This window comes from Geodermatophilus sp. SYSU D01106 (assembly GCF_054049995.1).
In genome coordinates, this window is sequence record NZ_JBJGYM010000002.1 from 135,865 (window position 1) to 153,498 (window position 17,634).

Sequence of the window (17,634 nt, forward strand, 5' to 3'; positions counted from 1 at the left end):
CCCTGGGGACGGCGGCACCACGCACGTCCGGCCCCGGCCGGGGTTGACTGTGCGCGCGCCCGGAGCCGCACGAGGCCTCCCCCGGGACGGAACCGGGAGGTCCGGCCGATGAGCACCGACGCGGCGCCGGCGACGGGCCTGGACCCGGCCAGCCGGGAGGCCTGGCGGTCGCTGCCGGCCCGGCGCCCGGAGTGGACCAGCCCCGGCTCCTGGAGCACCGTGCTGGTCCGCCGGTACGCCGAGCCCGCGGTGGCCGAGGAGTTCACCACCGCGCCCACCCGCGACAGCCTGCTGGTGGTGCAGCGGTCCGGCGCCTACCGGCTGGAGAGCCGGCGCGGCCAGCGGTGGGTGGGGGCCGACTACCGGCCCGGGGCGATGGGCGTCACCGCTCCCGGCGCCACCTCCACGCTGCGCTGGCGACCGCTCGAGGACGGCGGCCGGCCGGCCAGCACCGTGCAGGTCCACCTGGGCGCGGGGCTGATGGAGGAGGCGTCCCGGTCGCTCGGGGTGGCCTGGGACCCCGCCCGGCACCCCGACGTCCTCGTCCTGGAGCACCCCGGGGTGCTCGCCTCGGCCCGGGCCCTGGCCGCCGCGTCCGAGGGGGGCGCGCCCCGGCTGGCGGGCGAGGCGCTCGCACTCGCCGTCGCCACCCAGCTGGTCAGTGCGCAGCCGCGCGACGGGCGGACCCTCGCGCCGGCCCCGCGCGGTGTGCGCCCGCTCCCCGACGCCGCCGTCCGGCGGGTCGTCGACCACCTGCACGCGCACCTGGGCCGGGAGGTCGGCCTGGACGAGTGCGCCGCGCTGGTGCACCTGTCGCGGGCGCACTTCCTGCGCGCGTTCACCGCCGCCACCGGCCTGACCCCGCACCGCTACCTCGTCCGGCTGCGGATGGACTCCGCCGCCCGGCTGCTGCGCAGCACCGACCTGCCGGTCCTCGACGTCGCCGTCGCCGTCGGCTACGCGGGCACCAGCCACTTCGCGGAGGCGTTCCGGCGGGACCGCGGCACCTCGCCGTCGGCCTACCGGCGGGCGGTCCGCGGCTCCTGAGCCGGCCCGTTCCGCCCAGCGGCGCACTCCCCGGGACGGAACCGCGCACTCCGCGGGTCACGTGCACCCCGGCGGCCGCCCGACGATGACGGGCGTCCCCACGACGAGGAGTGAGATGAGTCAGAGCACCAGCACAGGGCCCGACCGCACACGTCGCGTGGCGGTGGTGACCGGAGGGTCCGGCGGCATCGGCCGGGCGTGCGCCGAGCGTCTCGGCGCCGACGGCTTCGCCGTCGTCGTGCACTACGCGGGAAACCCGCAGCGGGCGGAGGAGGTCGCGCGGGCCGTCGTCGCCGCGGGCGGCCTCGCGACCACCGCGCAGGCCGACGTCGCCGCCGAGGACCAGGTGGCGGCGGTCTTCACGGCGGCGGAGAGCGAGTTCGGCGGCGTCGACGTCGTCGTCAACACCGCCGGGATCATGCGCCTCGCGCCGCTGGCGCAGGCGGACCTGAAGGAGGGCGGGGAGGTCGACGGCATGGTCCGCACCAACCTCCGCGGCACGCTGGTCGTCTCCGCGGAGGCGCTGCGCCGGCTGCGCGACGGCGGGGCGCTGGTCAACGTGTCGACGTCGGTGACCCGCCTGGCACTCCCGACCTACGCCGCCTACGTGGCGACCAAGGGCGCGGTGGAGGCGATGACCCCGATCCTGGCCAAGGAGGTCGCGGGGCGGGACGTCACCGTCAACACGGTGGCCCCCGGGCCGACGGCGACGCCGCTGTTCCTCGACGGCAAGGACGAGGAGACCGTCGCCCGGATGGCGTCGATGAACCCGATGGGCCGCCTCGGAGAGCCCGCGGACATCGCCGAGGTCGTCGCCTTCCTCGCCGGCCCCGGCCGGTGGGTCAACGGCCAAGTCGTCTTCGCCAACGGGGGTGCGGCATGAGCGGGGACCCGAGGGTCGTGCTCGTCTCGGGCGCCTCCAGCGGCTTCGGGCGGATGATCTCCCGCGAGCTGGCCGCGGCCGGGCACACCGTCTACGCCGGCATCCGGGACACCGCCGGGCGCAACGCGCCCGCCGTCGAGGAGGCGCGGGCCGAGGCCCGGGACGCCGGGATCGACCTGCGCACGGTCGAACTCGACGTCGGCGACCAGGACAGCACCGACGCGGCGGTCGCCCGCGTGCTGGCCGAGGCGGGGCGGATCGACGTCGTCGTGCACAACGCCGGGCACATGGTCCTCGGGCCGACCGAGGCCTTCACCCCGGAGCAGCTGCACGACGTCTTCGACACCAACGCCGTCTCCACCCAGCGCCTCAACCGGGCCGTGCTGCCGCACCTGCGGGCGCAGCGGGACGGGCTGGTGGTGTGGATCGGCTCGACGAGCACGCGCGGCGGCACCCCGCCGTACCTGGCGCCGTACTTCGCGGCGAAGGCGGCCGAGGACTCCCTGGCGGTGTCCTACGCCGCGGAGCTCGCGCGGTTCGGGGTGGACTCGGTGATCGTCGTGCCGGGCTCGTTCACCACGGGCACGAACCACTTCGCCCACGCGGGGAGCCCGCGCGACGAGCAGGTCGCCGCCGCCTACGAGACCGAGTACTCGGGGTTGCTGGACCAGGTCGGCGCCCGGCTCGCGGAGCTCTCGCCACCCGACGCCGACCCCGCCGAGGTCGCCCGCCAGGTGGCCGCCGTCGTCGGGATGGAGAAGGGCACCCGGCCCTTCCGCGTCCACGTGGACCCCGCCGACGACGGCGCCGAGCGCGTGAACCACCTCGGCGACCAGGTGCGGCGGGAGTTCTACGAGCGGATCGGGCTGGAGGACCTGCTCCGCGTCCGGACCGACGGGGCACCCGCCCGCGGCTAGACGCACGAGAGCCCCGGTCGGACACCCGACCGGGGCTCTCGCACGGGGTGGAGGTGGCGGGAATCGAACCCGCGTCCTGCGACGCATCACCAGGGCTTCTCCGAGCGCAGTCCGCTCTGCCTCTGCTCGGCCCTCCCGATCGCACGAACACGTCGAGATGACAGGCCCAGTCGCTGTTTGGTTTCCCGTGGGCGCCCGCGACCGGCGCTCACGGTGAGTCATCTAGCTGATGCCAGGATCCGGGCCGATGACGAACCCGGGCTGACAGAGTCGCCTCGCTACTTAGGCAGCGAGGGCGAACTCGCGCTGACTGGAGTCGGCGCTTGTGTGTTTTCCGACGCGTGGTTAACGAGCTCATCGTCGGCTTCCTCGGCTCGCTTCCCCTGGTCACCCGACCGCAGTCGAGACCATTCACCCCCTGTGTAGTTGTGCACCCATCGTAACCGGGACGGCTCCCCGGTTGTTCCCCCGCCGTCCCGGCGCGTTGGCGGCGCGGTGGCCCTAGATCCAGTCGCGCCGCTTGAACACCGCGTACAGGGTCAGGCTCACGCCCAGCATCAGCACCAGCGCGAACGGGTAGCCGAGGTGCCACGACAGCTCGGGCATGTCGTCGAAGTTCATCCCGTAGACCGTGCCCACCAGGGTCGGCGCGAACAGGATGGCCGCCCAGGCGGAGATCTTCTTGACCTCCTCGCCCTGCGCGATCGAGGCCTCGGTGAGCTCGCGGATCTCGTCGTTCTGCCGCTGCGCCACCAGGGTCGCGTTCACGGTGAGGATGTCGCGCAGCTGCAGCCGGAACGCCTCGATGCGCTCGGTCACCTGGGTGACGTGGTCGGCGACGTCGCGCAGGTAGCTGCGCAGCTCCTCGTCGACGCCGTACTTGTCGAAGCCGGCGGTGATCGCGGCGAGGATGCCGGTCAGCGGCTGCGCGGCGCGCTGGAACTCCAGGACCTCCTGCGACAGCTCGTAGATGCGCCGGGAGACGCCCGGGTCCCCGCGGAAGACCTCGGTCTCGATCTCGTCGATGTCGTTGGCCAGGCCCGCGACGACCGGGGAGTACCCGTCGACGACGGCGTCGAGGATCGCGTAGAGCACCGCCTCGCTGCCCCGGCCGAGCAGGTCCGGCTCGCTCTCCAGCCGGCGCCGCACCCGCGCGAGGTCGGGCGACTCGGAGTGCCGGACGGTGATCGCGAACTGCCGGCCGAGGAACAGGTGCAGCTCGCCGAACTCGACCTCCTCCGCCGCGTCCAGGTAGCGCGCGGCCTTGAGGACGACGAACAGCGTGTCGCCGTAGCGCTCGAACTTGGGCCGCTGGTGGGCCTGGATGGCGTCCTCGACGGCGAGCTCGGGCAGCCCGTACTGCTCGGCGAGCTCCCCCAGCTCGGCGGGCTCGGGCCGGTAGAGGCCGAGCCACACGAGGCGGTCGTCGAAGCCCTCGGTCAGCCAGTCGTGGCTCTCGGCCGCCGACGGCGGGGTCGCGATGCGCCGGCCACCGGCGTAGACGGCGTTGTCGATGAGCTTCGACTGCCGCACCACCGGCGCCGGTGGGGGCGGCGGCGGGACGGGGCGCACCACCGGCGGCCGCGGGCGGCGGCCCAGGGTGGACAGGGCGGTGAGGGGCGCGAGGCGACGGTCGGCCATGACGGGCTCCCGGGAGGACGCTGGGCGGAGGACACAGCAGTGGTCCTCCACGCGGGCACCGGGGCGCGGGGCGGCGCCGGGAGCTAGGCGGGGAGGACCTCGGGACTGGGACTGGGGGGTTCGCTGCGCATGCGCTCGCCCTCCCTCCGTCGACCGGCGCCCGTCGTCGTCCGGGCCGTCGTCCATCGTGACACGCCGCCGGGCGTGCGGGCCCGCCGGAGACGGAGACTTCCCTCTCCGTTCACCCGGAGGATCAGACCTCGAGGACGAGACCCACCATCACCGGCAGCAGGACGACGATGAGCAGCGCGCCGAGCACGTCGAACGAGATGCCCGACCGGATCATCTTCGTGATCGGCACGACGCCGGAGCCGTAGACGATGGCGTTCTGCGGCGTGGACACCGGGAGCATGAACCCGAACGACGCCGCGAACGTGGCCGCCAGTGCCGGGACGAACGGGTTGATCCCCGCCGCCACGGCCACCGGGATGATGATCGGCACGACGACGGCGGCCGACGCGGTGTTCGACGTCGTCTCCGAGATGACGATCGCCAGGATGACCGCGAAGACGGTGATCGCGAGGGTGCTGCCGAGGCCGAGGGTGTCGGCGGACGCGTTGCCGATCGTCTCGGCCAGGCCGGTGTCGGCCAGCAGCGAGCCGAAGACGATGCCGGTGCCGAAGAGCAGCACCGTGCCCCAGTCGATCGTGGCGGCGTCGGACCAGCGGAGGGTGAACTCCCGCTTCTTCCAGTCGGTGGGCAGCAGGAACAGCAGCGACGCCCCGAGGATCGCGACGATGCCCTCGTCGATCCGGTCGCTGATCGTCGTGTAGAGCTCGGACTCGGTGCCGGCGGTGAGCGCGATGACGCCGGGGAAGATCCACAGCGCCACGGTGATCCCGAACGCGACCAGCGTGTTCTTCTCCGCGCGGGAGACCGGGCCGAGCTCCGCCCGCTCGGCCTGCACGTACTCGTGCACGCCCTCGATGCGCTTGATCTCCGGCTTGTTGAGCAGCAGCAGGACGGCGGCCAGCGCCACGAACATGAGCGCGCAGATGGGCAGCGCCATGAGCATCCACTGCAGGAAGCCGATCCGCTCCCCCGTCGCCTCCTCGATCAGGCCGCGGCCGATCAGGTTGGGCGGCGTCCCCACGGGGGTGATGAGCCCGCCGACGCTCGCCCCGTAGGCCAGCATCAGCATGAGCGCGACGCCGACCCGCAGCCGGAGCGGGTCGAAGTCGGGCTGCACCAGGCCCTTGTCCTGCAGCAGCTTGGCGATGACGGAGAGGATGCCGAGCGCCGTCGGCAGGAGCATCGCCACGGTGGCGGTGTTGGACACGAACGCCGACAGCAGCGCGGTGATCAGCCCGAAGGCGATGACCAGGCGCGACGTGGAGCCGCCCACCCAGCGCAGCGACAGGATCGCCATGGCGAACCGGCGTGCGACGCCGTGCTTGAGCATCGCGGCGGCGAGGATGAACGCGCCGATGAAGGTGAACACCGTCGTCGACCCGAAGGGCGCCACGGCGTCGTCGGCCGGGACCACCCCGAGGACGACGATCGCCGCCAGCCCGATGAGACCGCCGATCGGGATGGGCACCGGCTCGGTGATCCACAGGACGATGACCCCGAGCAGGATCGCGGCCAGCAGCTGCTGCTGGTCCTCCATGCCGAGCGGCAGCAGCGCGAAGACGACCGTCACGAGCGGGGCGAGGAACAGCCCGACCGTGCGGCGCCCCTTCTCGAAGCGCTCCTCCGCCGGGCTGAGCTGCTGCTCGCCGAGGCTGCGGTAGGTGGCCGAGCCGCGGAACGCGGCGTCGACGTCGGTGCGCTGTGCGGGACGGTCGGTCGTCGTCATGGCAGCTCCCAGCCCGGTGTGATCCACACGATAGGGAGGACGGCGCTACCCGGCGACCTCGCCGTCCGACGGCGGCACGCGCATCGCCACGAGGAACCGCGACACCATGCAGTAGCCGCCGACCAGCACGGTCAGCTCCACGACCTGCCGGTCGTCGAGGTGCTCCCGCACCGCGGCGAACACCGCGTCGGAGACGTCGACGGCGCGGGCGGAGGCGTCGGTGAAGGCGAGGACGGCGGCCTGCGCGGGCGTCCACACCGGCTCGGCGGTGGGCTCGGCGGCGCGCAGCCGGCGCAGGTGACGGTCGGTCAACCCGGCGCGGCGGCCGATCGGCTCGTGGGCGGTCCACTCGAACTCCGCCCCGGTGAGCACGGCGACCCGCAGGACGACGAGCTCGCGCAGGTCGGCCGGCAGCGTGCTGCCGCCGCGCAGTGCGCCGAGCAGCGCGTTCCAGCCCTCGGCCACCGGCGGGCTGTGCAGCAACAGCCGGTCCAGCACGGTGAGCGTGCCGCCGCGCCGCGCGCGCAGCAGGTCGGCGGTGGGCCCCTCGTCGGACGCCTCGGGCAGCCGGACGGTCACCGGCCGGCGAAGACGCCGGCCGGGTAGGCGCCGTTGGCCACCAGCGTGCTCGACAGCGCCTTGCCCAAGGCGATCACGCGGGCGGTGCGCTCGGGGCCGAGGTGCGCCCAGGGCGCGGTGGACAGCGCGTCGGTCTCGGTCTCGAGGTCGGCGCGCAGCTGCAGGCCGGCGTCGGTGAGCCGGTCGCCGTCGAGCAGGCCGCGGCCGGCCAGCCGCGCGGCGGCGGCGTCCCACTCCTCGTCGCTCCAGCCGCGGGTGGCCTTGGCCGAGGAGGGCAGGAAGCCGCGGCCGGTGGCGGTGTGGCTGACCAGCGCCTCCAGGCCCGACAGCTCGTGGCGGACGAGGACGGCGACGTGCCCGTCGCCGCGCCACTCGCGCAGCAGCGAGGCGGCGTGCCAGAGCCGGCTCACCGGGTCGGCGGGCCACGCGAGGTCGGCGTGGCCGGCGTAAAGCGGGCGGCCCTCGGCGGTGAGCACGGTGCAGGCCTCGACGAGCAGGTCGCCCAGCTCGCCGACCTCGGGCGCGGCCGCGGCCTCCTCGCCGCCGAGCAGCCGGGTGAGCGAGGCGCGGGCGGCGGCGAACCGGGCGGCCACGACCTGCTCGGGGGTGGCCAGCGTCCACGCCCGCGGGACGTGCCGCGCGACGATCGCCGGGGAGAAGTTGGAGAAGGTCGCCGTCACCACGCCCGGGCCGACGGCGCCCATCGGCGCGGCGCGGCCGGCGAAGTAGACCATCCGCCCCGGCCGCAGCCCGGCCGCCGTCAGGTGCTGGTCGGTCTCCGGCACGAAGTACACGTGGTTGTGCAGGGGCTCGACGGCGCGGTACGCGCGGGCGACGAGGGCGGGGTCCAGGACGGGCTGATCGGCGCTGACCATGCCGGCGACCCTAGGCCGGGGCGGCCGGGCGGCGGAACAGCAGGTAGGCGGCGTCCTCCCCCGCGGGCAGGAAGCCGGCGGCCTCGTACAGCGCCCGGGCCGGGTTGTCGCGGTGCACGCCGAGGCGGACCTCGGCGAGCCCCGCCGCGCGCGCCTGCGCGGCGACCACCTCCAGCAGCCGGCGGCCGTGCCCGCGGCGGCGGTGCGGCGGGAGCACCTGCACGGTGACGACGAGCGCGGCGTCGCCGTCGGGCGTCCACATGACGAACCCGGCCGGCGCGCCGCCGTCCTCCAGCACCGTGGTGCGCGCCAGGTTCTCCCGCCACAGCGCCCGGTTGCGGTCGAGCGCCGCCGTCCAGCCGGCCTCCTGGTCGGGCTCGACGTCGCGGACGTAGGCCCGCTCGGCGTCCTCGACCAGCGGCAGGTCGTCCTCCCGCGCCGGGCGGGTCACCCCGCGGCCGGCGGGACGACGTACGCCCAGGCGTGGTGGGTGCGGGCCACCCGGAAGCCGACCCGCTCGTAGAGGGCGAAGGCGCCGGTGGTGTTCTCGGTGTCGACGTCGAGGGCGGCCTGCGCGTACCCGGCCTCCTGTGCGGCGGCCAGCGCGGCGGCGATGGTGGCCGAGGCGACGCCGCGGCCGCGGGCGGACGGGAGGACGCCGATCTGGCCGAAGTGCGCGGTCCGGATGCCGGTGGCGCGGGTGTCGGCCTCGTACTCGTAGGTGAGCACGTAGCCGGCGACGGCGCCGTCGGTGAGCGCGAGCACCGACAGGTCGGGCCGGAACGCCTGCCGGCCGGTGAACCAGTTGCGCCAGGCCTGCTCGTCGCGCTCGGTGGAGCCGTGGTGCTCGGTGAAGGAGGCGTTGTGCGCCCGGCGGACCTCGTCGTCGCGGTCCCAGGTGAAGGGCACGAGGTCGACGCCGGGCGGCGGGGCGACGGCGGGCAGCCCGGTGAGCGGGCGCTCCATCGAGGCGAACAGCCGCTCCACCTCGAAGCCGGCGCGCCGCAGCATCGACTCCAGCGACGTCATCGCCGGCCAGACGGAGGTGACCAGCCGGGCGGGGAGGCCAGGCGGGCCGAACTCGGCGTGCTGCTCGGCGCCGCGGCGCAGCTGCCAGGCCAGCAGCGCCCGGCCGACGCCGCGGCCGCGGACGTCGGGGTGCACGCGGCCCTCGGTCCAGATGCGGAAGGCGTCGCGGCCGCCGCGCGGGGCGATCGACGTCGCCCAGGCCACCAGCCGGCCGTCGGCGTCGACGACCGCCCGGCCGTCGCGGGGCAGCTCGACCAGCTCGCGGTCCCACCACTCGGTCAGGTCGGCGGCGTCCTCGTGTTCGCCGGTGTCGTCGACGGCCTCGGCCGCCTCGAGCAGCTCGGCCGCGGCGGGGGCGTCGTCGAGGGTGAGCGGGCGGGCGGTGAGGCCCTCGGGCAGGCCGGTCACGTCGCCGGTCACGTCGGCGGGCAGCAGGTCGGACACGGTGCCCGAGGTTAGGCGGGGCCGTCCGGTCCCGGCGACGCATTTGCGACCCGGACGAACAGGCAGAACGGGTGCCCGGCCGGATCGGCGTAGACCCGCACGATCTCCTGCGGGTCGTCGTACCCGCCGATCCGCCGGGCGCCGGCCTCCTCGGCCAGCGCACAGGCGGCCTCGAGGTCGTCGACCAGCAGGTCGAGGTGGGTCTGCATCTGCTGGGTGCCCGGCTCCGGCGGCCAGACCGGCGGCACGTGGTCGCGCTCGAGCTGGAAGGACAGGCCGGTGCCGCCGTCCTCGGGACGCAGCGTGGCCCAGTCGTCGGTGTCGTCGCGGACCGGCCAGCCGAGCAGCCGCTGGTAGAAGCGCGCCAGCCCGCGCGGGTCGGGGGTGCCCAGGACGGCGGCGGCGAGTCGGATGGTCACGGGCTGCCGCTACCCCGCCGGCGGGGTGGTGAAGACGACCGCCCAGTGCCCGTCGACGACCCGCTCGAGGTCGGGCCGGCGCACCAGCCCGGCGGCGAGCGCGGTGCGCCGCGACCCGGTGTCGTCCACGGTGGTGAAGGCCAGCACCGGCACCCCGTCCCACGCCGACGTCCGCACGTCGGAGAAGCCGACGACCCTCCCCTCGTCCGTCTCGACGGCGGAGTAGCCGAACCCGTGCCGCTCCCAGTGGTCGAGCCACTCCCGCAGGCGGTCCCGGCCGGCCGCGACGTCGGCGTCCGGGCCGGCCGGGTCGTGCCGGTTGGTCCGCGGGTCGCCGTGGACGGCCCGCACCGCGGGGAGGTCGTCGGCCCCGGGACGACGCAGGAGCAGCGGGCCGATCACGGTGTCCACCCGCAGGTGGTCCTGCGCGGCGGGCATCAGGCCGGCAGCCCGAACAAGCGGGCGCCGTTGTCGTGCAGCACCGCGCGCAGCCAGTCGTCGCCGAGGCCGAGCCGGGCGAGCGCGGCGAGCTGGTGGGCGTAGGGGTACGGGATCGACGGGAAGTCGCTGCCCAGGAGCACCCTGTCCCGCAGCGCGCCCAGCCGCGGCCGCAGTGCGGGGTCGAAGGGCATCAGCCGCTCGGTGAAGTCGGTGGCGAACATCGTGGTGTCCAGGTGCACCCGCTCGTACCGCTCGGCGAGGTCGAGGAACTCCCGGTACTCGGGCATGCCGAGGTGGGCGATCACCAGCTGCAGGCGCGGGTGCCGCTCGAGCAGCCCGGCCATGGGCGCCGGCCCGGTGTGCTCGCCGCGCAGCGGGCCGGAGCCGCAGTGGATGACCACCGGCGTCCCGGTCTCCTCCAGCCGCGCCCACACCGGGTCGAGCAGGACGTCGCGCGGGTCGAAGGAGCCCACCTGCACGTGCACCTTGAACACCCGGACGCCGGCGTCGAGCGCCTCGGCGACGTAGTGCGGCGCCTCCGGCTCGGGGAAGAACGTGGCCGAGCGCAGCACCTGCGGGTGCGCCGCGGCGAAGTCGGCCGACCAGTCGTTGAGCCAGGCCGCCATCCCCGCCTTGTGCGGGTACGGCAGCGTCGGGAACGCCCGGACGCCGAGCCGCGCCAGGACGGCGAGCCGCTCGTCCTCGGGAAGCGGGTACGCCACCGGCCACTCGGCGCCGTAGTGCGTCCGCGCCGCCTCGAAGTACGCCCACACCTTCGCCTGCACGCGCGGCGGCAGGAAGTGCACGTGGACGTCGACCAGGCCGGGCAGGCCGAGCTCGCGCCAGAACCGCGGGACGTCGTCGTCGTCGACCGGCGGCGGGACGCTCATGCTCCGCTGCTCATCGCAGGGTGACGACGACCTTGCCGCGCACGTGCCCGCCGGCGACCAGGTCGTGGGCCTCGGCGGTGCGCTCCAGCGGGAACGCCTTGGCGATCGCCACGCGCAACTGGCCGGCGTCGGCCATCCGGCCGAGCTCCTCGAGGTCGTGCCGCTCGGGCCGGACGAACACGTAGCGCCCGCCCATCTCGTTGACCGCCGGGTCGACGACGCTCGCGACCCGGGCGACGTCGCGCACCTGCTGCGGCGCGTCGGCGAGCGCGTCGCCGCCGTTGAGGTCGAGGACGGCGTCGACCGGCTCCGACAGCTGCGCGCTGACCGGCCCGGCCGCGTAGTCGAGCACCTCGGCGGCGCCGGCGTCGCGGAGGAAGCCGTGGTTGCGCGGGCTCGCGGTGCCGATGACGTGCGCGCCGAGCGCGACGGCGATCTGCACGGCGAAGAACCCGACGCCGCCGGCCGCGCGGTGCACCAGCACCCGGTCGCCCTCGCCGACGTCGAGCGCCTCGGTGAGCGCCTGGTAGGCGGTGAGCCCCGCCAGCGGCAGCGCCCCCGCCTCGGCGAACGACAGCGACTCCGGCTTGCGCGCGAGGCAGCGCTGCGGCGCCGGGACGAGCTCGGCCGCCGTCCCCCACTGGACGTCGTCGCGGCGCAGGTAGCCGAACACCTCGTCGCCGGGCGCGAGGTCGTGGATCGCCGGCCCGACCGCCTCCACCGTCCCGGCGAGGTCCCAGCCGGGCACGATCGGGAAGCGGTGCGGGAAGAACCCGGACAGGTGCCCCTCGCGGATGCCGACGTCGACCGGGTTCACGCCCGCGGCGTGCGTGCGGACGAGCACCGTGTCCGGCCCGACGGGCGGCTCGGGGAGGTCGTCGCGCAGCTCCAGGACCTCGGAGCCCCCGAAGCGGTCGTACGCGATGCCCCTCAACGACGTCCCTTCACGTAGCGGCCGAAGGCCTTCTGGATCTCGCGGCGAGAGTCGCGCTCGGCGAGGTCGTGGCGCTTGTCGTAGGACTTCTTGCCCTTGGCCAGCGCGAGCGTGGCCTTGACCTTGCCGTCCTTGAAGTACAGGTCCAGCGGCACGAGCGTCAGGCCGCCCTCGCGGGTCTTGCCGATCAGCTTGTCGATCTCCTCGCGGTGCATGAGCACCTTGCGCTTGCGCCGCGGGGCGTGGTTCGTCCAGGTCCCCTGCGTGTACTCGGGGATGTGCACGTGCTGGAGCCACACCTCGCCGTCGTCGACGGTGGCGAAGCCGTCGACCAGCGACGCCCGGCCGGCGCGGAGGCTCTTCACCTCGGTGCCGGTGAGCACCAGGCCGACCTCGAACGTGTCGAGGATCGAGTAGTCGTGCCGCGCCTTCTTGTTCTGGGCGATGAACTTGCGCCCCTGTTCCCGCGGCATGTCCCCAGGTTACTGCCGCACCCCGGCGGCCGTGATCTCCCGGCGGAGCTGGGCGACGGTGGGCGCCTGCACCGGCAGGAAGGCCGCCTCGCGCACCCGGCGGGCAGTGTCGCTGCCGGCCCGGTAGCCCTCTCCCCCGGCCACCGAGCACTCCAGCCGCACCGCCTCGGCGGCCACGTCCATGGCGGCCAGTCGAAGCCGGGCGAGGTCGCCGGGCCCCAGTCCCACCCGGTCGCCGGCCAGGTCCTCGGTGCGGCGGGCGACGTCGTCGCGCTGGTCGGAGAGGTCCTGGGCGTCACGGCGCAGCAGCGCGCCGGGCACCAGGTGGGTGTCGACGGCGGCGAGCGCGGCGTCGGCCAGGCCGAGGGCGAGCGCGGTCTGCATGAGCAGCATCGCCGGGCGGCAGGTGCCGAGGAACGCGGCCAGGTCGTCGCTCAGCACCCGGTCCGGCCCGACCGCGACGCCGTCGAGGTGCAGGCCGCCGGTGCCGGTGCCGTTGAGGCCGAGCAGGTCGTAGGGCCCCTCGGGCGTGACGCCGGGGTCGGTGCGGCCGAAGAGCACCACGAGCCGGCCCTCGTCGGACGTGCGCGCCGGGGCGACGACGACGGCGTCGTCGAAGAGGTTCGACGCCCACGCGACCGTGCCGGTGAGCCGCCAGCCGGCGCCGTCGCGGGTGGCGGTGACCGGGATCGTGCCGGTACCGGCGAGGTCGGCGATCGCCGGCGCGAGCGCGGTCGCGCCGGTCACCTCGGCGGTGCGCAACGCCGCGGACAGGCCGTCGTCGGGCAGCCGGGCGGCGCGCAGGTACTCCACGACCATGCGCTGCGACCAGGCCGAGAAGGCGGTGGCGAGGCTGACCGCGGCCACCTCGCGCACCAGCCGCACGGCGGCCAGCAGCCCCGTCGTCGGGTCCTCGCCGTCGTCGCCGAAGGCGCCCACCGCACCCAGCCTGCGCAGGGCGGCTCGGACGTCGGCCCGCCCGCTGTCGACGTCGCCTGCCGGGGCCACCTCGTCGGTCGTCATGCCCCGGTCCTACCCCTGCCTCCCGCGCCGCGCGCGCCGATGTCGGACCCGGCGTGGGGCCCGGAGGGCTCCCGACGGGTTCGACGGGCGGGCTCCACGCGACCGGGGACGGCACGTGGTGGCGGTGTCGGCCGGGAGGCCGACGATGTCACAGCCGGACGTAGAGGCGCAGCGTCACGTAGGCGGCGATGCCGGCCAGGCCGACGCCGGCCGCGGCGATGATCGGGCTGATCGTGGCGATCGCGCCCCAGTCGACCGGCGGGATGATCCCGGCCTTGATCGGCCCGGCCAGCGTCTTGTCGACGAACAGCACCTTCGCCAGCACGAGGCCGCCGACGGCGAGCAGCGCGCCGATCAGGCCGGCCAGCGCCGCCTCGAGGATGAACGGCAGCTGGGTGTACCAGCGCGAGGCGCCGACCAGCCGCATGATGTTCGTTTCATTGCGCCGGTTGAACGCCGCCAGCTGGATCGTGTTGGAGATCAGCAGCAGCGCCGCCAGCGCCTGCACCACCGCGACGGCGATGGTGGCGTTGCGGGCGCCGTTGAGCAGGCTGAACAGGCGGTCGAGGAAGTCGCCCTCGTCGCGCACCTGGTCGACGCCGTTCTGCCCGTTCGGGAACTCCGCGGCGATGACCTCGTAGCGCTCGGGGTTCACCAGCTCCACGCGGAAGCTCTCCGGCAGCGCGTCCGGCGGGGTGTTCTCGACCAGCTCGGGCTGCTGGGAGAACTGCTGCCGGAAGCGCTCGTAGGCCTCCTCCTTCGACTCGTAGAGGAAGGTGGCGACCTCCGGCGAGTCGGTCAGCTGGGTCTCGATCGCGGTCCGCTGCTCGTCGGTGACGTCGTCGGCCAGGAAGATGGAGACCTGCACCTTGTCGTAGTAGATCTCCTTCATGTCGGAGATCATCCCGGCGATGAGCAGGCCGGTCCCCATGAGACCGAGCGAGATGGCCGTGGTCAGGATCATCGCGACCGTCATGGTCAGGTTGCGACGCAGCCCGGTGGCCACCTCGGAGAGGACGAAGTTGACGCGCATGGGTTCCCTTGCGTGAGGTGCAGGTGAGGGGTCAGGACCGTCAGCGGCCGACGCCGTAGACGCCGCGCGACTGGTCTCGGGTGATCTGGCCCCCGTTGAGCTCGATCACGCGACGGCGCATCGAGTCGACGATGTGGTAGTCGTGGGTCGCCATGATCACCGTGGTGCCGGTGCGGTTGATCCGCTCCAGCAGCAGCATGATCCCCTCGCTGGTCTCCGGGTCGAGGTTGCCGGTGGGCTCGTCGGCGAGCAGCACCAGCGGCCGGTTGACGAACGCGCGGGCGATCGCGACCCGCTGCTGTTCACCACCGGAGAGCTCGTGGGGCAGGCGGGAGGCCTTGCCGTCGAGGCCGACCATCTCCAGCACCTCGGGGACGACGCGCTTGATGGTGCGGTGCGGCTTGTTGATGACCTCGAGGGCGAACGCCACGTTCTCGGCCACCGTGCGGTTGCGCAGCAGGCGGAAGTCCTGGAAGACGCAGCCCATCGTGCGGCGCAGCTTCGGCACCTGCCACTTGCTCATGCCGTTGAGGGTCTTGCCGTTGACCGTCACCGTGCCGCGGGTCGGGTCGTCCTCCTTGAGCAGCAGCCGGAGGAAGGTCGACTTGCCGGAGCCCGAGGAGCCGATCAGGAAGACGAACTCGCCCTTGTCGATCTCCGTCGACACGTCATCGAGGGCCGGCCGAGCGCTGGCCGGGTAGAGCTTGGTGACGTGTTGCAATTCGATCACGAGGGGCCACGGTACCTGCCCGGGACCGCACCATGAGCGGTTCGCGGCGAGACGCACCGGGCGCGTTGCGCGAATCTGCTGCACTACCCCGGAGGTGCGCCCGCCGAACCCCCGCCGACTGTGACGGGGTCGACGCCGTCAGGACGCCGGGACGCTCTCCTGCTGGCGGCGCCAGCGGATGCCGGCCTCGATGAACGAGTCGATGTCGCCGTCGAGGACCGCCGTCGTGTTGCCGGTCTCCTGCTCGGTCCGCAGGTCCTTGACCATCTGGTACGGGTGCAGCACGTAGGAGCGCATCTGGTTGCCCCAGCTGGAGCCCTCGCCCTTGAGCGCGTCCATCTCCGCGCGCTGCTCGGCCTGGCGGACCGCGAGCAGCCGCGCCTGCAGCACCCGCAGGGCCGCGGCGCGGTTCTGGATCTGGCTCTTCTCGTTCTGGCAGGACACCACGATGCCGGTCGGCAGGTGGGTGATGCGGACGGCGGAGTCGGTGGTGTTCACGCTCTGCCCGCCGGGGCCCGAGGACCGGAAGACGTCGATGCGGATCTCGTTCTCGGGGATGTCGACGTGGTCGGTCTGCTCGACGACCGGCAGCACCTCGACGCCGGCGAACGACGTCTGCCGGCGGCCCTGGTTGTCGAACGGCGAGATGCGCACCAGCCGGTGGGTGCCCTGCTCGACCGACAGCGTGCCGTAGGCGTAGGGCTGCTTGACGGCGAAGGTGGCCGACTTGATGCCGGCCTCCTCGGCGTAGGAGGTGTCGTAGACCTCGATCGGGTAGCGGTGGCGCTCGGCCCAGCGCAGGTACATCCGCATGAGCATCTCGGCGAAGTCGGCCGCGTCGACGCCGCCGGCCTCCGAGCGGATGGTCACCAGCGCCTCGCGGGAGTCGTACTCGCCGTTGAGCAGCGTGCGGACCTCGAGCTCGTCGATCTCGGTGCGCAGGGCGGCCAGCTCGCGCTCGGCCTCGGCGGCGGTGGCCTCGTCGGACTCCTCCTGCGCCATCTCGTGCAGCACGCCGACGTCGTCGAGCCGGCGGCGCAGCTCCTCGACGCGGCGCAGGTCGCCCTGCAGGTAGGACAGCTTCGACGTCAGCGCCTGGGCGGCCTCGACGTCGTTCCACAGGTCCGGCGCGGCGGCCTGCTGCTCGAGCTCGGAGACCTCGCGGCGGAGCTTGTCGACGTCGAGGACGGACTCGATGCTGGAGAGGGTCGTGTCGAGTTCGTCGAGGACGACGGAGAAGTCTGCGGCCACGTCGATCCAGGGTAGTGCGCCGCGGGGTCAGCCGGTCGGTTCGCCCATCCAGCCGGGCACGGCGCCGGGCGGGCGCGGGTAGGCGCGCAGCTCCGCGGCGACCGCCCCGGGCGGCAGCGGCGGTCCGGGCGGGGCGGCCTCGGCGTTGAAGATCGGCACCAGCCGGCCGCTGGCCAGGTCGAGGACCATCTCGGTCTGCAGCCAGGTGCCGCGCTCCGGCGTCCACATGGCGCGCTTGAGCTCCTCGGCCGCGCGGCGCACGGCGGCGGGCACGGGCAACTCCTCCCCCGTGCCCGGCTCGGCGGTGAGCTGGTCGCGGCGGACGTCGCCGACGACGACGGCGCGGTAGCGCAGCCGGGCGGCGCCGGCCGGCGCGGCGGCCCGGAGGGCGGCGCCGAGGTCGCGCAGGACGGCGGTCGAGTCGCGGGCGGGCGGCGTCACCCGGCCATCCTCACCCGGCCGTCCTCACAGCGGCCGATCCGGGTGGCCGGGGCCGGCACCGGGTACCCCCCTCCCATGAGCGAGCCGCGGCGGAAGCTGACCCGCGAGGACTACGAGCGGGGCCTGCCCGACCACCACGACCCGACGGCGGGGCTGCTCGGCGCGGCCCCGGCGCAGTCGGCGCTGACCCTGCGGCTGGTGCTGGCGGCGTTCGGCCTGGTCGTGTGCGTGGTGTTCGGGGTCCTGTGGTTGCGCACCGACCTGCCCGCGTGGCCGGCGGTGCTGCTGTTCGTCCTCGGCGCGGTGGCGCTGGTGGACCTGGTCGTCGTCGCCCGGCGGAAGCTGCGCGGCGAACCCGGCTGACCCACCCGTCAGGGCTCGCGGGTCTCGGCCACCACCCAGCGCAGGTAGTCCTCGTTGCCGCCGGACACCGGCAGCGCGAGGACGCACGGGACGTCGTAGGGGTGCAGCTCCGCGGTGCGCGCGACCAGCTCGGGGACGAGGGCCGCGCGGGTGTGCAGCGCGACGCGCGCCTCCGGCTCGTCGTGCACCGCGCCCTGCCACCGGTAGACCGAGCGGATCAAGGCGAACTGGTGGCCGCAGGCGGCCAGCCGCTCCTCGACCACGGTGCGCGTGTAACCGGCCAGCCAGCCGGCGTCCGGCCCGGTGACCACCACCTCGACGACGTCCACCCGCCCATCCTGGGTGCGTGCCACGGGCCGCGCC

Annotated in this window: 21 protein-coding genes and 1 other RNA gene; 4 read left to right on the forward strand and 18 right to left on the reverse strand. The window is 74.4% G+C overall.

Translation table 11 applies throughout. The features are described 5' to 3' along the window. Positions 1 to 108: 108 nt before the first annotated feature. From ACI78R_RS02830 to ACI78R_RS02840, 3 genes are all read left to right on the forward strand, one after another. Positions 109 to 1,047 (forward strand): helix-turn-helix domain-containing protein, encoded by a 939-nt coding sequence (locus tag ACI78R_RS02830; protein ID WP_457039592.1) that lies wholly within the window; start codon positions 109 to 111, stop codon positions 1,045 to 1,047. Positions 1,048 to 1,213: 166 nt separating this feature from the next. Continuing rightward, positions 1,214 to 1,930, forward strand: coding sequence for an SDR family oxidoreductase (locus tag ACI78R_RS02835; protein ID WP_457039593.1), 717 nt, complete (start codon positions 1,214 to 1,216; stop codon positions 1,928 to 1,930). Next, entirely contained in the window at positions 1,927 to 2,847 is a 921-nt protein-coding gene (locus tag ACI78R_RS02840) for an SDR family oxidoreductase (protein ID WP_457039594.1), read from the forward strand. Before ACI78R_RS02835 ends, ACI78R_RS02840 begins: the two co-directional genes overlap by 4 nt. Before the next feature lie 45 nt (positions 2,848 to 2,892). Here ACI78R_RS02840 and ssrA read toward each other — a convergent pair. The 17 genes from ssrA to ACI78R_RS02925 form a co-directional block, all read right to left on the reverse strand. Beyond that, positions 2,893 to 3,266: a transfer-messenger RNA gene (gene ssrA, locus ACI78R_RS02845) on the reverse strand. A gap of 82 nt (positions 3,267 to 3,348) precedes the next feature. Beyond that, positions 3,349 to 4,488 carry a magnesium and cobalt transport protein CorA gene (locus ACI78R_RS02850; RefSeq protein ID WP_457039595.1) on the reverse strand — a complete coding sequence of 380 codons (1,140 nt, stop codon included), beginning with the start codon at positions 4,486 to 4,488 and terminating at the stop codon, positions 3,349 to 3,351. Between the two features lie 253 nt (positions 4,489 to 4,741). Further along, a complete protein-coding gene (locus ACI78R_RS02855) occupies positions 4,742 to 6,346 on the reverse strand; it encodes an SLC13 family permease (protein ID WP_073418877.1) in 1,605 nt (534 codons plus the stop codon). 45 nt (positions 6,347 to 6,391) lie between these two features. Next, complete coding sequence (locus ACI78R_RS02860) at positions 6,392 to 6,925, reverse strand: carboxymuconolactone decarboxylase family protein (RefSeq protein ID WP_457039596.1); 534 nt, start codon at positions 6,923 to 6,925, stop codon at positions 6,392 to 6,394. Beyond that, a complete protein-coding gene (locus tag ACI78R_RS02865; RefSeq protein ID WP_336029140.1) occupies positions 6,922 to 7,800 on the reverse strand; it encodes an SCO6745 family protein in 879 nt (292 codons plus the stop codon). The genes ACI78R_RS02860 and ACI78R_RS02865 overlap by 4 nt, the downstream gene beginning before the upstream one ends. Before the next feature lie 10 nt (positions 7,801 to 7,810). Beyond that, complete coding sequence (locus ACI78R_RS02870) at positions 7,811 to 8,251, reverse strand: GNAT family N-acetyltransferase (protein ID WP_457039597.1); 441 nt, start codon at positions 8,249 to 8,251, stop codon at positions 7,811 to 7,813. Next, a complete protein-coding gene (locus tag ACI78R_RS02875; protein WP_457039598.1) occupies positions 8,248 to 9,273 on the reverse strand; it encodes a GNAT family N-acetyltransferase in 1,026 nt (341 codons plus the stop codon). Before ACI78R_RS02875 ends, ACI78R_RS02870 begins: the two co-directional genes overlap by 4 nt. 11 nt (positions 9,274 to 9,284) lie before the next feature. After that, the gene (locus ACI78R_RS02880) at positions 9,285 to 9,692 is read right to left on the reverse strand and encodes a VOC family protein (RefSeq protein ID WP_457039599.1); all 408 of its coding nucleotides are present in this window, start codon (positions 9,690 to 9,692) and stop codon (positions 9,285 to 9,287) included. A gap of 9 nt (positions 9,693 to 9,701) precedes the next feature. Beyond that, on the reverse strand, positions 9,702 to 10,130 hold the full coding sequence (locus ACI78R_RS02885) for a GNAT family N-acetyltransferase (protein ID WP_457039600.1): 429 nt from the start codon (positions 10,128 to 10,130) through the stop codon (positions 9,702 to 9,704). Continuing rightward, positions 10,130 to 11,023, reverse strand: a complete 894-nt coding sequence (locus ACI78R_RS02890) for an amidohydrolase family protein (protein WP_457039601.1) — start codon at positions 11,021 to 11,023, stop codon at positions 10,130 to 10,132. The genes ACI78R_RS02885 and ACI78R_RS02890 overlap by 1 nt, the downstream gene beginning before the upstream one ends. A 10-nt stretch (positions 11,024 to 11,033) precedes the next feature. After that, positions 11,034 to 11,957, reverse strand: coding sequence for an NADP-dependent oxidoreductase (locus tag ACI78R_RS02895; RefSeq protein WP_457039602.1), 924 nt, complete (start codon positions 11,955 to 11,957; stop codon positions 11,034 to 11,036). Then, positions 11,954 to 12,430, reverse strand: a complete 477-nt coding sequence (smpB, locus tag ACI78R_RS02900; protein WP_073418869.1) for an SsrA-binding protein SmpB — start codon at positions 12,428 to 12,430, stop codon at positions 11,954 to 11,956. The genes ACI78R_RS02895 and smpB overlap by 4 nt, the downstream gene beginning before the upstream one ends. 9 nt (positions 12,431 to 12,439) lie before the next feature. After that, positions 12,440 to 13,453 (reverse strand): hypothetical protein, encoded by a 1,014-nt coding sequence (locus tag ACI78R_RS02905; RefSeq protein ID WP_457039603.1) that lies wholly within the window; start codon positions 13,451 to 13,453, stop codon positions 12,440 to 12,442. Positions 13,454 to 13,601: 148 nt separating this feature from the next. Further along, the gene (ftsX, locus tag ACI78R_RS02910; protein ID WP_073418865.1) at positions 13,602 to 14,486 is read right to left on the reverse strand and encodes a permease-like cell division protein FtsX; all 885 of its coding nucleotides are present in this window, start codon (positions 14,484 to 14,486) and stop codon (positions 13,602 to 13,604) included. A gap of 40 nt (positions 14,487 to 14,526) precedes the next feature. Beyond that, entirely contained in the window at positions 14,527 to 15,216 is a 690-nt protein-coding gene (gene ftsE / locus ACI78R_RS02915; protein WP_073418863.1) for a cell division ATP-binding protein FtsE, read from the reverse strand. 138 nt (positions 15,217 to 15,354) lie between these two features. Then, complete coding sequence (gene prfB, locus ACI78R_RS02920) at positions 15,355 to 16,467, reverse strand: peptide chain release factor 2 (protein WP_073418861.1); 1,113 nt, start codon at positions 16,465 to 16,467, stop codon at positions 15,355 to 15,357. A 27-nt stretch (positions 16,468 to 16,494) separates the two neighbouring features. Beyond that, complete coding sequence (locus ACI78R_RS02925; RefSeq protein ID WP_073418859.1) at positions 16,495 to 16,908, reverse strand: hypothetical protein; 414 nt, start codon at positions 16,906 to 16,908, stop codon at positions 16,495 to 16,497. A 75-nt stretch (positions 16,909 to 16,983) separates the two neighbouring features. On the opposite strand from ACI78R_RS02925, the gene ACI78R_RS02930 reads away from it, so the two are divergent. Then, positions 16,984 to 17,271 (forward strand): DUF6343 family protein, encoded by a 288-nt coding sequence (locus ACI78R_RS02930; RefSeq protein WP_073418857.1) that lies wholly within the window; start codon positions 16,984 to 16,986, stop codon positions 17,269 to 17,271. 8 nt (positions 17,272 to 17,279) lie between these two features. Here ACI78R_RS02930 and cutA read toward each other — a convergent pair whose 3' ends face one another. Next, positions 17,280 to 17,600 (reverse strand): divalent-cation tolerance protein CutA, encoded by a 321-nt coding sequence (cutA, locus tag ACI78R_RS02935; protein ID WP_457039604.1) that lies wholly within the window; start codon positions 17,598 to 17,600, stop codon positions 17,280 to 17,282. Between the last annotated feature and the right edge of the window lie 34 nt (positions 17,601 to 17,634).